General features: G+C 37.0%; 15 protein-coding genes. 4 read left to right on the plus strand and 11 right to left on the minus strand.

The window, feature by feature from the left end:
* Positions 1 to 208: 208 nt before the first annotated feature.
* The 10 genes from QWY88_RS07765 to rplM form a co-directional block, all read right to left on the minus strand.
* Positions 209 to 1,165 (minus strand): thiamine pyrophosphate-dependent enzyme, encoded by a 957-nt coding sequence (locus tag QWY88_RS07765; RefSeq protein ID WP_304545809.1) that lies wholly within the window; start codon positions 1,163 to 1,165, stop codon positions 209 to 211.
* 9 nt (positions 1,166 to 1,174) lie between these two features.
* Entirely contained in the window at positions 1,175 to 2,398 is a 1,224-nt protein-coding gene (locus QWY88_RS07770) for a 2-oxoacid:ferredoxin oxidoreductase subunit alpha (protein ID WP_304545811.1), read from the minus strand.
* A complete protein-coding gene (locus tag QWY88_RS07775) occupies positions 2,399 to 2,794 on the minus strand; it encodes a 4Fe-4S dicluster-binding protein (protein ID WP_193113431.1) in 396 nt (131 codons plus the stop codon).
* Positions 2,795 to 2,804: 10 nt separating this feature from the next.
* A complete protein-coding gene (locus QWY88_RS07780) occupies positions 2,805 to 3,362 on the minus strand; it encodes a pyruvate flavodoxin oxidoreductase subunit gamma (RefSeq protein ID WP_304545815.1) in 558 nt (185 codons plus the stop codon).
* Positions 3,363 to 3,490: 128 nt separating this feature from the next.
* Positions 3,491 to 4,129, minus strand: a complete 639-nt coding sequence (locus QWY88_RS07785) for an HAD family hydrolase (RefSeq protein ID WP_304545816.1) — start codon at positions 4,127 to 4,129, stop codon at positions 3,491 to 3,493.
* A 1-nt stretch (position 4,130) separates the two neighbouring features.
* The gene (locus QWY88_RS07790) at positions 4,131 to 5,480 is read right to left on the minus strand and encodes an OprD family outer membrane porin (protein WP_304545820.1); all 1,350 of its coding nucleotides are present in this window, start codon (positions 5,478 to 5,480) and stop codon (positions 4,131 to 4,133) included.
* A gap of 58 nt (positions 5,481 to 5,538) precedes the next feature.
* Positions 5,539 to 7,035, minus strand: a complete 1,497-nt coding sequence (locus QWY88_RS07795) for a peptide-binding protein (protein ID WP_304545822.1) — start codon at positions 7,033 to 7,035, stop codon at positions 5,539 to 5,541.
* A gap of 2 nt (positions 7,036 to 7,037) precedes the next feature.
* Positions 7,038 to 8,405, minus strand: a complete 1,368-nt coding sequence (locus QWY88_RS07800) for a YdgA family protein (RefSeq protein ID WP_304545824.1) — start codon at positions 8,403 to 8,405, stop codon at positions 7,038 to 7,040.
* A gap of 156 nt (positions 8,406 to 8,561) precedes the next feature.
* The gene (gene rpsI / locus QWY88_RS07805) at positions 8,562 to 8,954 is read right to left on the minus strand and encodes a 30S ribosomal protein S9 (protein ID WP_304545825.1); all 393 of its coding nucleotides are present in this window, start codon (positions 8,952 to 8,954) and stop codon (positions 8,562 to 8,564) included.
* A 10-nt stretch (positions 8,955 to 8,964) separates the two neighbouring features.
* Entirely contained in the window at positions 8,965 to 9,387 is a 423-nt protein-coding gene (gene rplM, locus QWY88_RS07810) for a 50S ribosomal protein L13 (RefSeq protein WP_193113437.1), read from the minus strand.
* Positions 9,388 to 9,628: 241 nt separating this feature from the next.
* Between rplM and QWY88_RS07815 the strand changes: the two genes are divergently transcribed.
* Genes QWY88_RS07815 through QWY88_RS07830 form a run of 4 tightly spaced genes read left to right on the plus strand, consistent with a single transcriptional unit; the run spans position 9,629 to position 13,030 of the window.
* Entirely contained in the window at positions 9,629 to 11,077 is a 1,449-nt protein-coding gene (locus QWY88_RS07815) for an OprD family outer membrane porin (protein ID WP_304545828.1), read from the plus strand.
* A 10-nt stretch (positions 11,078 to 11,087) separates the two neighbouring features.
* The gene (locus QWY88_RS07820) at positions 11,088 to 11,483 is read left to right on the plus strand and encodes a TOBE domain-containing protein (RefSeq protein WP_304545830.1); all 396 of its coding nucleotides are present in this window, start codon (positions 11,088 to 11,090) and stop codon (positions 11,481 to 11,483) included.
* 3 nt (positions 11,484 to 11,486) lie between these two features.
* The gene (modB, locus tag QWY88_RS07825) at positions 11,487 to 12,179 is read left to right on the plus strand and encodes a molybdate ABC transporter permease subunit (RefSeq protein ID WP_304545832.1); all 693 of its coding nucleotides are present in this window, start codon (positions 11,487 to 11,489) and stop codon (positions 12,177 to 12,179) included.
* A complete protein-coding gene (locus tag QWY88_RS07830; RefSeq protein ID WP_304545834.1) occupies positions 12,179 to 13,030 on the plus strand; it encodes an ABC transporter ATP-binding protein in 852 nt (283 codons plus the stop codon). Before modB ends, QWY88_RS07830 begins: the two co-directional genes overlap by 1 nt.
* On the opposite strand, the gene QWY88_RS07835 is transcribed toward QWY88_RS07830, so the two are convergent.
* Complete coding sequence (locus tag QWY88_RS07835; RefSeq protein ID WP_304545835.1) at positions 13,027 to 15,741, minus strand: RecB-like helicase; 2,715 nt, start codon at positions 15,739 to 15,741, stop codon at positions 13,027 to 13,029. The genes QWY88_RS07830 and QWY88_RS07835 overlap by 4 nt on opposite strands.

Consider the following 15,741-nt stretch of genomic DNA (forward strand, 5'->3'; position numbering starts at 1 on the left):
TCCATTACATTCGGAGCTATTGCTATATTATAATACAAAAGTTGAAAAAAAGAAAATTTTGAAAAAGTTATTAAAAAATGGAAGGAGTTTGTTAGAAATCTAAAAACTTATTGATTTGCAGTAGATTGTGCAAAACTCTGAATGAAGGCGTACTAAAAGTACGTCAATTTCAGAGTTTAGTGCAAGATGCTGTGAAGCTATGAGTTTCTTAAACTCTAGCTTCTTCGCGGCGGTTTAAATACGCCCAGTTTTTGTCAACTCTCTCTTGCCACTCTTTGATAAGGTGTTTATATTCATCTTTGAAAAGGTGTTTGAAACGACCTTGAGCCGCTAAATACTCTTCAACAGGTACAACATTTTTAGGACGGTAAGTGATGTTTAACTCATGTCCATCAATGATCTCATACAGTGGGAACACTAATGAGTCAGTTGATAAGTCACTTAAGTACATAGTATCTTTTGGATCGAATTTCCACTCAGTTGTACAAGGTGAAACAGCATTGATAAATACCGGTCCATCTACTGCAAAACCGTGTTGGATTTTCTTAACCATGTCTTTCCATTTATTTGGAGCAACTTGTGCAGAGTATGGGATACCGTGGCTAGCCATGATAGATACCATATCTTTTTTGTTTTGTTTTTCACCGTAAGATACACGACCAGCAGGTGAAGTTGTTGTACTACCACCGATTGGTGTAGAAGATGAACGTTGACCACCAGTATTTGCATATACTTCATTGTCAAGTACAACGTGCATGATGTTATGACCACGTTCCATACAACCAGAGATCCATTGGAAACCGATATCGTAAGATGCACCGTCACCCGCGAAAGATACGAATTTAGGATTACGATCAGGTTGTTTTAGTCTACCTTTACGAGCAAGTGCTTTATGCATAGCTTCAGCACCTGCAACTGCAGTTGAACCATTTTCGAAACCGATATGGATCCAAGAAGCATCCCATGAAGTATACGGATAAACTGCCGTACAAACTTCTAGACATCCAGTTGAAGCTGAAAGTACTAAGTCATCGTTTGTAGCATTTAAAACTTCACGAACGATGATAGAGTGAGCACAACCAGGACAAAGAAGGTTTGCACCTTCAAATCTGTCTGCAGAAGTTGAGAACTCTTTTAAGTTTTTAATTTTTTTCATTTCACTCATGATAACGTCCTATAAAAATGATAGTTTCGGTCCACGAACACCGATAAACTGTTGTAATGGAGTTGTAACTTTACCAGCATCAACGTTTGCTTGAAGTTCAGTAAAGAGATCAGTTAAATGTGCCTTTGTTAAGTCACGACCACCAAGACCATATACATAACCAGAAAGTAAAGCATTTGTGTCTGCATTGAATAATGCACCTGCAATCTCGTTAAATAACATACCTGGAGCACCATTTGGAGATGAACGGTCTAATGCACCGATAGCTTTTACATCTTTTAATGCATCTTTAATTTGCTCAAATGGGAATGGACGAATAACTCTGATACCAACAACACCAGCTTTGATACCTTTTGCTCTCATCTCAGTTGCAACTTCACGAGCAGTTTCAACTGAAGTACCCATACATACAACTGCTACATCAGCATCAGCCATATCGTACTCTTCAACGATGTTGTATTTACGACCACTTAACTTTTCAAACTCATCAAATGCAGTTTGAATTTTAGGAAGTACTTTAGTCATAAGGTCATTGTGTTGACGAGCTTTATGCTCAAAGTGCCAATCTTCCTCTGTTTGTACACCATGTGTTACAGGATGTTCAAAGTCAAGCATATCATTCATAGGTTTAAAGTCACCTACAAAGTTATACCCTTGATCATCAGTTAAAGTTTTTACACCTTGTGCAGTATGTGAAGTCATGAAACCATCTTGGTGAACCATACATGGAAGTCTTACTTCGTGATCTTCAGCAACTTTAAAAGCGATGAAGTTTAAGTCATATGCATCTTGTGGACAGTATGCATCTAATTGAATCCAACCAGAGTCACGACCAAGGTACATATCTGAATGGTCACCGTTTACGTTAAGCGGAGCAGCAAGTGCACGGTTAACAACATTTAAAACGATTGGTAAACGCATACCAGACGCTTGGTATAAAGTCTCTACCATTAGTGCAAAACCTTGAGAAGATGTTGCAGTAGCAACACGACCACCCGCAGCTGCAGCACCGATACATCCAGACATAGCTGCATGTTCAGATTCAACCATAACGAATTCACCCTCAACGTAGTTATCCGCTAAGAATTTTGCATACCCTTCAACAATTGGAGTAGAAGGAGTAATAGGATACGCAGCAACAACATCGATTTGACATTGTCTCATTGCTTGAGCAGCAGCGAAGTTTCCATCCCATACTTCAATGTCTCTTAATTCCATTTTATCAAATGCCATCTATTTCTCCTTAGTTTCTTTCTCTGGCCATCTAGCAATCTCAGTCTCTTCGTCTGCGTGCTCTGGGAACATTAAAAGTGATTTAGGGTTTGTTGGACAAACCTCAACACATATACCACAACCTTTACAGTGGTCCATATCTACACCAACCATTTTTTTATCTCTTGAAATAATAGAGATATCTGGACAGTAGATCCAACAAAATTGACAATCTATACAATAGTCTTTGTTGAAAACCGGTTTTTCAATTCTCCAGTCTGCAACAGATGCAGAGAAAGAGTTGTTTTGTGAATAATTACGATCTTCTTGTAACGTTCCGGCAATATCATCGATACCACCGTCAAAAGAACGTAACATAGCTCCTATTTCAAATTCATTCCAACCTGTATTTGCCATTATACGCTCCTTACTTTACTTCGTCATATGCGCGCTGAATAGCGATCATATTTGCATCAATAATTTTTTGTGGTAGTTTTGCAAGAATTCTTTGCATACTCTCTTTAAAGAATTCTATATCATACATACCAGAAATCTTCATGAATGCACCTAACATTGGTGTATTTGGAATAGGACGACCGATAGTCTCTTGTGCTATTTTAATACAGTCAACAGTATAAACTTCTTTATCTGCTAGTTTTGGTTGAGACTTTTTTAACTCTTCTGTAGTCATGTGAGTTGTAATAATATATTTTGTTGTATCTTTGTGGTTAATAGTCACATCAGATGTGTAAACTAATGCTGGGTCTATCACGAAAACATAATCAGGTTCCATATATTTTTCATGATTCATAATCATCTCATCATCAACACGGTTATACGCAGTCATTGCAGCACCACGCTTAGCTGAACCATAGAATGCAAATGCTTGTACATGCTTACCAGTTGTAGAAATTACGTCCGCTAAACCTTTAGCACCTGTAACAGCACCTTGACCAGCACGACTATGCCATCTGATTTCTAGCATAAATTCTCCTTAATCTTTATCGAGAAATGTGATTTTCTCTATACTTTTAGATGGTAGTATTTTAGAAAAGATGCACTTAAATATAGCTTGATAATATAATATAGATTACTTTACAAGGTAATAGTGTTTCATTTTATACCCTTTAAGTACTCTATTGCCTCGTATGTGGTGTTAAATATCGTTGAAGTGTGTTTAATTAGTGTGTTTTTTTCTCCATATCCGCTTAAAACTCCTATACTTTTTACAGAAGCATTTTTTGCACTGATAAGGTCGAGTTCAGTATCACCAATCATCCAAATATCTTTTTGTTTAAGATTTGAAAAAGATTCTAAAGCTTTTTGAATCGGTTCGGCATGAGGTTTTGGATTTTGAACATCTTCCCGTCCTATTAAAACTTGAAATTTATCCATAATTCCAAAATGTTCCATCAATATTTGAGAGTATTTTCCCGTTTTTGTGGTTACGATGCCGAGCTCTGCAAATTCACTTGCCAGCTCAACAGCTTCTCGTGCCTGTGGTAAAAGTTCTGTTTTAAGTGTAGATATCTTTCGATAATGTTCTTTATAAGAGTCTACAAAATCCCAAATGCTTTCCTGCGGTGCACCTAAATCACTAAACATTACATCCAAAGGATGGCCTATCAACGCTTTGATCTCTTCATCACTCGGATGTGGATGGTTATGCAAGTCAAATGAGTGGTGAAACCCCTCTAAAATAGCTTCTGTTGAATCTATAAGGGTTCCGTCTAAATCGAAAAGTATAATCATATTAGAATTGGTAGTTTGCAATCACTCTGTATTGCGTTAATTGTTTGATCTGAGTAACACTTCCATCTTTGTCAGCACCCGTATTGTTATCTACCCAGATCCCTTTAAGCGCTAAAGAGAAATGTGTATCGTATTTATATCCAAGAACTACATTGTAATCTCTTTGATCTTTATCAAAGCCTGCTCTTGAGTTTGTAGTATTTAAAAATGAAAAAGTTGTTGAAAAGCCTTTATAACCTGTAAAATCAAAACCTTGCGCATATGCCATCTTAATCCCTTGTGAACCACCGATATACACACTGTCAGCTTTCAAAGCAGAACCGTAAATAGATTGGAAAAGGTCGTTTGATGTGATCATATTTGTAAACAGCGGTGTACCGTCCCATGGCAATACTAAAGAGTCGTGAGAACCTTCATCTCTTAAAACATTTGAATAAGCAAGTGTGAATGCCGACTCATCAATTTTTGCAGTTGCTTTGATAGCAAAAGCATTTACATTTATTTTTCCATCAGCATACGTTGGGTTTGCCGCAAAATAATCATCCGCATTCCCAACACTCATTTGGTTGATGTACTGTGCAGCCAATGTAGTTGCAACATTATCAAATTTATGTGTAATTTTTGCATCTACATAGATAGAGTTCATAAAATCAGGTGCATAATACTCATACGCTCTTACTTCAAGTGCATCTGTTTTATATATACCGTCAAGCATATACACATTCCCATTATCAGAACCTGTTACTGCCATTGTGTCTGCACCCAAAGCATGTTCAACAATATTTGTAAATCTATCCGATGTTCTTTGTTTAAATTTATCCAGGTAAGAGAAACCGAGTGCTATCTCATTGTTTAATTTGTAGTCTATAAACGCACCCTCAACGGCAGAAGGAAGCATTCTTACCTCTTTAGCATCTATTAACGGTGAATGCATTACCTCTCTACCAAATGTAAATGCTAAATTGTCGTATGTGTACTTGATATACGCTTCACCGAGTACTGAGAAAGAGTCATCTGCTCTGTTTGGATCATTGTAATAGACACCGTTATCTTTTCCTAGAATTGAAGTATCAACACTACCATCTAGTCCAAAAGCATTTGTAGTCATAAAAGTAGCTTTTGCACTAAAACCTTTTAACTGTGCCGTTTCATAAGTCAACTTACCGCCCAGCGAGTTTGCATTAGCCGATGTACTCGGAGCCGATGCAAAATCTTTATCTGTCTGAATGTAGTAGTATTTTACGTTAGCGTTTACTTTCCCCTCTGTAAACATCTTCTCTACACTGTTTACTTCGTTTGCACTCAATAAACTTCCTGCAACCAGTAAACTACCTAATAGTTTTTTATTCATTCTTTCCCCTGTATCATTTAAAAGCGGCGATTTTAGTGAAATTATGATTAAAAAACTCTTATTTTTCCCATCGGATATAGTTGTGCCATATTCCGCTAAGGGCAGGCTCTATATTTTTTATATCTTTATTGACTGCAGTTATGGAGTTTGGGATATATAAAAATAGATAGGGATTATCATTGGTAATGATCGAGAACATCTCTTGCCATTTTTTTGCCAATGCTTCTCGATCAACCATAGCCTGAGATTCTTCGATCATCTTATCTATCTTTTTATTTTTGTAACCTACAAGATTAAATCCACCTGTTTTATCGTTATCACTATGCCAGAACATATACGGATCAGGAGTCGGTGAGAGTCCCCAGCCAAGAAGTACGGCATCAAACTTATGTGGAAATACAACTGTATTTAAAAATGCCTGCCACTCCATAACTCTAAGCTTTACAATAACTCCCGCCTGAGCTAATTGATGCTGGAGAATCTCTGCCGCATATGGTCTGATCTTGCTTGAGTTTGAAGTTACTATCTCAAACGTAAAAGGGTTGTTTGCATCATAGCCCGCTTTTTTAAGCAATAATTTTGCTTTTTGTATATCTTGCTTCGGTGCTTTTACATCCGGATTAAAAGCTGCACTTCCAGGAAGAAACGGTCCCGTACAAACTTTTGCGTGTTTAAAAAAAAGTATATCTACCAGCTCCTGTCTGTCTATCGCTAAAGAGAGCGCCTCTCTCACATCCGGATTTTGAAACTTTTTCTCACGCAGATTAAATCCGAGATAGGTGTATGAGAGTGAAATTTTTTCATAAATATTAAAGTTGTTAAAAAACTCTTTGTTTAACTGTCTCTCATACGCCATAGGTTCAAGTGAGCCGAGATCGAGCTTTGAAGATTTCAACATCAAAAAACTTGTCATCGAATCTGCGATCACATGAAAAGCAATTTTATCTATCTTTGCTCTGCCTTCAAAATACTCATCAAATGCTTTGAGTTCTATATCTTTTGAGAACTCTAGCTTTTCAAGTTTATACGGACCTGTTCCTATCGGATTTGTATTAAACTTGGAACTCATCATATTTTTTTCATTTTTTAAAATATGTTCGGGGATAATCCCCATCATCCAAGTCTCTAAAGCTTTAAAATAGGGTTTTTTATAATGCACTTCAACTCTGTAATCGTCAAGAATTTTTACATTCTCTACAAAACGAAATCCTGAACTGTACGGCGAAGAGATCTTGTCCGAGTTCAGAGTCTCGTAAGTGAACAACACATCTTTAGCACTGAACGTTTCTCCGTCATGCCATTTTACACCCTTTCTTAACTCGAATACTAAAGTTTTATCATCTTTAAAGTAGTAGTTTTTTGCAAGGTCTCCAATGATGTTTTTGTTGTCTTTATCATATTTTACAAGACCGTTAAAAATAAATCCCGCTATCTCTCCCGAGCTTGAATCAGTTGCTAGCAGAGGATTTAATCTTGAAGGATTTGCCGACGTTGCAAGATGCAAAGTCGATGCGAAAAGATTGTAAGTGATTAGAAGCGCAAAAAGAAATTTCATATTTAGTTAATCGGTTTCCCGTTCACAAGAAGTTGTCCGTTTTTATAGGTTGATTTAAACTTCACACTATTCTCTTGCACTTCCGCATATGTATATATATTGAGCCCTTTATTTTCCAACTCTTGATAGAGCTCTTTTGAAAGTACCAGTTCAGAACTCATATCTATGTTATTTAAAGCATCCATCGGCATTTGTTTCATTTTTACTGCAAGATCCGGGTCTGCTTTAATGTTTACAAGAGAGTTAAAACTAAACCCTTTATACTCCTTAGTTTTGTTATAGATAATATCATCAACAGAGATATTTTTAATATTTAACTCTAAACCTTTTGAGAACAGATCGATTATCACCTTCTCGATCTCTTTTGACGTTGTACGACCTGTTTTTACATTTTGGTCAGCCACTAATGTTTGCAGTTTATCAAACAACTCTTTATCAAGTTGTGAGAGTGCAAATTCATATTTAAACTCTTTAACTGCCAAGTCAAGTTCAGAACCTTCTATAGTCATCTCTTTAAAGGCCGAAGTTCCAAAAAGTTTAGTTTTTTCCCCTTGATCATCAGAAGCAAACTTTCCACTGAAGTCATTTACGTTCATATACAGAGCATCATTTTTTTCATCTACAATAAATTTAAAGTTTTTCACACTTAGATCCGTATTGTAAGTTGCTTTAGATGTAAAATCTGAACTCCCCTGAAAATTTTCCACGTTAAATACAAACTTATCTCTTTTATCTACAATGTTAAGATTGAGTTTTCCTATATGAAAAAGTGAACTTTGAGGTGCTATCAACCTCCCTTTTCCATCAAACTTTGTGTCGTTTAAAAAGAGTGTTAACGTAGTACCGTCTTCTGCTTTGAATGTTTGTTCAATATCCTTAATGTAACCGTCAAATTGCTCACTTGATAGATGATAGTTCATATGGTAACTAAGACCTTTAGTCGCAAGAAAGCTATCAAGCTGTTTATAAAAATTTATATCGTTTTTTTTCAAAGATTCCATCATTTTTTCAGAAAAATCTATAGGATAGATATCTAGTGCTATTGTGCTAAAAAAAGGAATATTACTGTGCTCGACATCTACACCGACTACTACACCGTTGATCAAAGAATCTACATAAGGGGGTATTTGGTTTGTAGCATATTGGTTTAAAAAGTCTATAAATTTTGCAGAATCTTGAAGTAAAAATTCGTAGTGTTTAGAGGTTGTAAGATAGGAACTTGTTTCTAGTGATTCTTTCACTTCTAAACCATGGTTCTTAAGTTCATTAACTCTTTCATCCATCGTAGAGCTGACATACTTATTTCCAATGATTGGTAAAGTGGCTAAAACACCAATAACTAATACGATGAGTATCGAAACTTTTTTCATATACTAAACCTTTATATTTTATTGCGAGCATTATATACAAAAGTTTTTAAAGATAGTGAAAATTGAAAAAATGTGATTTATATTTTAGAAGAATAAAGAAAGTATCCAGAGAAAAACTCTGGATAGATTGTAAGAAAAGTTTTCTCGAAAAAACGATTAACGTTTTGAGAACTGACGAGAACGACGTGCTTTTCTTTTACCTGGCTTTTTACGTTCAACAACACGTGAATCACGAGTCATCATACCTTCAGGTTTAAGGATAGCTTTTAACTCTGGGTTAAATTTTACTAATGCACGAGAAATACCGTGGCGAAGAGCGTCAGCTTGACCACCGAAACCACCACCTAAAGTAGTAGCAACGATATCTACAGCACCGTCTTGTTTAGTAATGTTTAATGGTTGTTTAACACGAAGTTTTTTCGCCTCAAGACCACCTAAAAACGCGTCTAAAGAAAGACCGTTTACAGTAATTTTACCGCTACCTGGAGTTAACCAAACTTTAGCGATTGAGCTTTTACGACGACCAGTTGCATATATTTTATTTGCCATATATCAATCCTTACTTAGCAATTTGTGCAGTGTGAGGATGTTGGTCACCTGCATATACTTTTAATTTTTTAAGCATTTTTGCACCAAGCTTAGTTTTAGGAAGCATACCACGAGTAGCTAATTTATATAGTTTCTCAGGGTTTTTCTCTAAAAGCTCAGTCATTTTAACACTTTTTGTACTACCGAAGTAACCAGAGTGAGAGTGGTACTCTTTATTAGCGATTTTACCTAAACCGTTAAATTTTACTTTAGAAGCATTGATGATAACTACGTAGTCACCACAGTCGATATTTGGAGTATAACATGGTTTGTTTTTACCACGAAGAGTTGTAGCTACTTCACTGATTAAACGACCGAATGTTTTACCCTCTGCGTCAATCAAAACCCATTTTTGATCGATTTGTTCAGCAGAAGCAATTTTAGTAAATTTCATTCTTGAACCTTTCAAGTTTATATTTTAAGTGGTGGAAGTATAGCTGGATAAACTTATATTCTACTTAATTTAAGGTTTTTATAAGATTTTAATGTTTGAGGCAAAAGTTTTGGATTTGGAATTTTACCATAAATGAAACAAAATCATCGTTATGTAATAAAAGATATAATGTTCATTTCAGTAGAACTTTTGTATAATTTGAAATCAATTTTGTTATTTAAAATTAAAGGAAAGTAATATTATGTTAAAAAAGTACACTCTTTTATCGCTTACTTTTGGGCTTTTAACTACACCTGCACTTATGGCAGAGACTCAAAAATCTGCGATTAAAGCAAACGGTCAAGTAGTTTATCTTGATCAACAAAAGAATGTAGAAAATATCCAAGATATGTTCAAAGAGGGAAATTTCTACGGAAGATTAAGAAACAATAACTTCTACTACCGTTACGACGATTCAGATAAAAACTCATATTTAGTTAATGCTATCGGTGCAAGTCTTATTTACAAAAGTGCCAACTACAACGGTTTCGATTTTACGGTTGGGGGCTATGCTTCTCGTGCATTTTTTAGCGAAAATGAAAGCAATATTAATACACTCGGACCGGCAAAAGACCTATTAAGCAGATTTAACTATGTAAATACAGGCAGTAAAACTTTATACGCTTTTGCTCAGGCAAATATCGCTTACACAGTTTCAAAAACAAAACTTACAGTTGGTCGTCAGCTTGTTGAAACTTTCTATACAAAATCAAACGATACTAAAATGATCCCAAACAGTTTTGACGGTGTAGTTTTAGAATCACAAGATTTAAAAGATACAAAAATCAAACTTGCATATTTAGCAAAACAAAAACTTCGTGACCATCAAACTTCACACTCTATTTTAATGTATGGAGATGCAAACCTCTCTTCTTATACAAGACCTGAATGGAATGGAAATGATGACTCTGCTATGCATAAAGGGTTAACATATACGGCATTAAAGGCTGCAGACAAAAATACAGAGGCTCCTTTACTTGTAATAGATGGACAAAATAATTCTGTAGAAAATCTACAAGTAAATTTTGCTGCGTATGCAGTACCTGAACTTTTATCACAAGCTATGGGTGAACTAAACTACAAAGTAAATCTAGACGGTTTTTCAATCACTCCGGGCGTAAGATACATACAACAGTTCGATAACGGTGCGGGTGCTGTAGGTGGAGCTGCACTTTCTGGAACTACAACGGGATATAAAGATCCAAACTCACTAGATGCACAGATGATTGCAGCAAGAGTTGTAGCAAATGTTAGTGACTACAAAATTAATCTTGGGTATACGAATATCTTAGATAAAGCTGATCTTGTAACTCCATGGAGAGGGTTCCCTACAGCGGGTTATACTAGAAGTATGGGGATCTATAACTGGACTGCAAATACAAAAAGTTATAGAATTGAGCTTGTAAAAGGTGCGAACAAAACAGGTATCTATAAAGATGGATTTATCCAAACATCTGTATTATACATAGATGGTGATCAAGATAAATCCGGAAAAGACAGAGTCTATTACTATTTCGGGTATGTTAAAAACCTAGAATCGGCTCCTGAGTTCCAATACCGTGTTAGACTTGGTTACGGAGACTTTGTGGGGCCAAGCAGTGCAACATCTGACTATTTAGATTCAAGACTAGAGTTTAACTACACTTTTTAGAGGAACAGTTATGAGTGACTTCATCGCAACGATCATAGATATACAGTCGGTACAAAGTTTACACCTTGTGAACTTAACGTTTCAAGGGCATAACCTATCTATGATCTCTTTAGAGTTAGGCGATGAAGTAGAGATTGGAGCAGAGGTAAAACTCTGCGTCAAACCGTCAAACGTTACTTTAACTAAGCAGTGTACAGAAGAGATAAGTATCTCAAATCAGTTGCCGTCGCAGATCTCATCTATCGAATTTGGAGAGATTTTAACAAGTGTTAAACTTAGTTTTTTTGACTACCAATTTGAGACTTTAATTACAACACACAAAGCAAAACAGATGAATTTACAAGAGGGAGAAGAGATTATTGCACTTATTAACGAGAGTGACCTCTCTATCTCATCGGTACTATAAAATATGAACTTACTATATGAGCTTGATCTAGAGCCGTTTATACTCTCTTTTAAACTTGCAGCTATTACGACATTGGTACTTTTTTTGATCTCCTTACCGTTTGCCTGGTATCTTTCACAAACACGTTCAAAATTCAAACCTTTTTTAGAAAGTTTAACCGCTTTACCAATCGTACTGCCACCTTCAGTTTTAGGATTTTACATACTCGTAGCACTCTCACACAATTCACCTATCGGTACATTTTTTGAGGATGTTTTTGATATAAAACTTGTTTTTTCTTTTACCGGTCTAGTGGTTGCAAGTGCTTTTTACTCTCTGCCGTTTATGGTTCAGCCGCTTCAAGGGGGATTTGAGAGCCTTAATAAAAACATGATCGAAGCAAGCTATATAGCCGGAAAAAGTAAGACAGTAACTCTTTTACGTGTCGCTTTGCCAAACATCAAACCGGCACTTCTTACCGCTGTCATAGTAACCTTCGCCCATACCGTAGGGGAATTCGGTGTTGTACTTATGGTTGGGGGAAGTATTCCCGGTGAGACGAAAGTTGCATCTGTAGCTATCTATGAGATGGTAGAGGTTATGGATTATTCAATGGCACACGTCTATTCGGCAATTATGGTATTTATCAGTTTCTGTGTACTTTTAAGTGTCTATATTTTCAATCGCAGATATCAAAACAAGATCGGTATTCATTAATGGTAAAAATAGATATAACAAAACAACTTCAAGGTGCTTCGGGAGATATGAGCCTTGATGTAAACCTTCACATAAAACAGGGTGAGTTTATAGCCCTAAGCGGTAAAAGCGGAAGCGGAAAAACTACACTGCTTAGAATCCTTGCCGGTCTTGAAGAAGCAGAGGGAAATATTACAGTTGATGAGAATATCTGGCTCGATCGTAAAAACAATCTTGCCCCTCAGCAAAGAGAGATCGGATTTGTGTTTCAAGACTATGCCCTTTTTCCAAATATGACTGTAGAGGAAAATCTACTCTTTGTAAACAAAGACAAAGCCCTTGCAGAGCATCTTTTGGAAGTAACTGAACTCACTGAACTTAAAAACAGGCTGCCACATAAACTCAGCGGCGGACAAAAACAGCGCGTTGCGCTTTGCCGCTCACTTATGAGCAGACCGAAGATTTTACTTCTTGACGAGCCGCTCTCCGCACTTGATCCCGCTATGAGAACAAAACTGCAAAACGAGATACTCACACTCCATAAAGAGTTCAATATTACTACGATTATGGTAAGCCACGATCCAAGTGAGATCTACCGTCTCTCCTCTCGTGTAATTGTTTTAAATGAGGGAAAAGTTATAAATGACGGCTCGCCAAAAGAGATACTCCTTAAAACTACAGGAAGTGCAAAGTTCTCTTTTGACGGGGAGCTTTTAGATATCATAAAAGTGGATGTTATAAATATTGCCATTATCTCGATCGGACAACAGCTAGTAGAGGTGGTTGTAAGTGATGAGGAGATCAAAAATCTCACCATCGGTCAGGCGATCAACGTAAGTACAAAAGCGTTTACGCCGATTATTAAAGCCTAAACTTTTTTAAGCTTGATTCCGTTACCTAAAAGGTAACACAGGTACCCTTCAGCTTTTTCGTTGGTGATCTCACTCACGGCTCTCATATACCCTTTGACCTGTTTTTTGTACTCATCTTCAAACTGTTCACCCGTTTTGTAGTCGATGATTACCCATGAGTTCTCTTTTTTCACAAGGAGATCGATGTAGCGGAGATTGTTTTTGTACTTGAAAGCTTTTTCTTTGTGACACTTCCCATCAACCAGTTCTAAAAACTCTTTGTTTTGTACAAGTGCTCTTACTCTTCTTTCAATCTCGCTAAACTCACCCTCTTCCAGAGCAAATCCAAACTTGTTTGCACACATATCTAAAGCAGACGCTATTGAGACCTCATCAAAAGACTCCAACATCTCCAAAGTGTAATGCGTTGCAAGTCCAAAGTTGATGTTTGCCAGATCTTCCTCTTTTTCATCTTCTAAAGCTAGGATCTCCGCTTGTGTACCGTAGTAGAGATCTTTAAAATGAAATAACCCGTACTGCTTCTCTTTTTTCTTCTCTTTCACCTCGCAGCGAAGTTCACCGAAAGAGCCATCTTGCAACTCTAAAAGATCAAAGAGCGAATCTTTAGTTTTTTTCACGATAAAGAGGTTTTCACGTGCCCTTGTAAAAGCAACATAGAGGGCATTTAAACTATCCTCTTCGATCAGGGCTTTTTCACGTGCAAGTGCTTCTGCATAATCAAGATCGATCTTGTCTCTGCCGCTTATTCTCAGATAGATACTCTGTAAGTTGATACCGTCATATTTGTAAATGATGCTATCACGCGAAGGGGGCGCTTTTTTAAGTCTGTCCATCACGATCACGTGCTCATACTCCAAACCTTTTGACTTGTGAATAGTAAGCACTCTCACACCGCTGATGTCACTTGCAGCAGCCGAGACATCCAAACGCTCATACTCAAACAGAAGCGCTTCTATATCTTGGTAGTTTTGCACGGCACTCATAAAACGAAGAAGGTGAAAATCGTTTTCAAAAAGTTGGTATTTGTCTATAACATTTTTAATAATATCCAAAAGTGTATTTCTGCTAAAATCAACTTTCTCGATCACCTCAAGCTCACGTCCAATCAAAGCAAAAAAGTTATGTCTGTAAAGCTCCTCTCCAAAATAGAGATACTTCAGGTACTCCAATACAGCTTTTACACTGCGCTGATTGATAAGTTTTGTCGTCGTCTCGGTTACGACATCTATTCCATTACCGTCAAGAAGGTTTTTCACCGCCTCCCCATCACCATTTGTTGCACATAAAATTGCAATCTCATCACGATCGGCACCTAACGACATGAGATGTTTTACCTGCTCAAGCACCTCATCTAAAACTTCATCATTGGTTTTGATCGAAACATAGCCACCCATAGCCTCAGCACGAACAAGCTGCGGGGTATAGTTTTTTATTTTTTCTAGAAAAGTATTGTTGACAAACTCCACAACCTCTTTTTGTGAGCGGTAGTTTACACGGAGTTTGTCCACCTGAGTAGAGTTTTGTTTTGCCACCTCGCCAAAGAGTGCTGAAACTCCCCCGCGAAATCTATAGATAGACTGCTTCACATCCCCTACAAAGAAAAAGCTTCCCTCTTCCGAGACACCGGTTCCCGATGTGATCTCATTAATAAGCGGTTTTAAGATCTCATACTGGATAATGCTGGTATCTTGAAACTCATCTAAGAGCATATGCTCGATTGTGCTATCTAGTCTAAAGTATAAAAATTCACTGTCATCCAAGCGGTGGAGAATCTCATAGACCAACAGCGTTACATCTGAGAAGCTCAATTCACTGTCATCTATATAGAGCGCTTTTTTCGATTTTTTATAGAGCTCTACCAGCTCGTTTAAAGCGTAAAAGAAGTTCTGCTCCTTCTGGCGAAAATACTCCTGTATAGCCTCTTGGATCACCTGCAGATTGCTATCCATCTCCGGAATATAACACTTTTTAAATACCCAGTACTCCAAAGTCTCCTGATACACCCAAGTGGTACTAATCAGTGCTTCAAAACTCTCAACATTCACCGCTTTTTGCAGAGTTGCCGAAGCCCCTTTACACCCTGCTACGATCTTTTGAATATTTGACAATGCTTCAAGTGCTTTTGCCTCATAACTCTTATCGAACGATTTTCTGTAAGAGAAGTTTGCTAGCTCCTCTTTTTTCTCGTAAAACTGGTTTAAAAGGGTAAAGATATCACTCACCCTTTTTTTCGATTCAAGAGAGAGATCGATCAAGATATTTCTTTTATTTGCAACACTTACTTCAGATAAAAAACGGCTCATCAGTTTATGTTCATGTTGTGCAGAAGCGGTAGTAAAGTCCGGCATCAACGAAGCGTATAAAGAGAACTTACGAAGTATGTGAGTGAAAAAACTATCAATCGTCATGATCTTAGTATTTGCATTTAAAAACTCTTTTAAAATCTGTGTTCGATGCTCTAAAAGATACTCTTTGGAAAAACCGGTAACTTTTGCGATCTCGGCAAGCTCCCCTCTCTTTTCAAGCTCTTCGAGAGTCTCCACAATACGCTCACTCATCTCCGATGCCGCTTTGTTTGTAAAGGTAAGTGCCAAGATTTTAGAAGCCTCAGCCCCTTTGAAAAGCAAAGAGAGATAACGCACAACAAGCATAAAAGTCTTTCCGCTTCCCGCACTTGCTTCGTAGGCTAGGTTATTGATAAAATTACTCAT

The organism is Sulfurimonas sp. hsl 1-7 (assembly GCF_030577135.1).
Lineage (GTDB): Bacteria > Campylobacterota > Campylobacteria > Campylobacterales > Sulfurimonadaceae > Sulfurimonas > Sulfurimonas microaerophilus.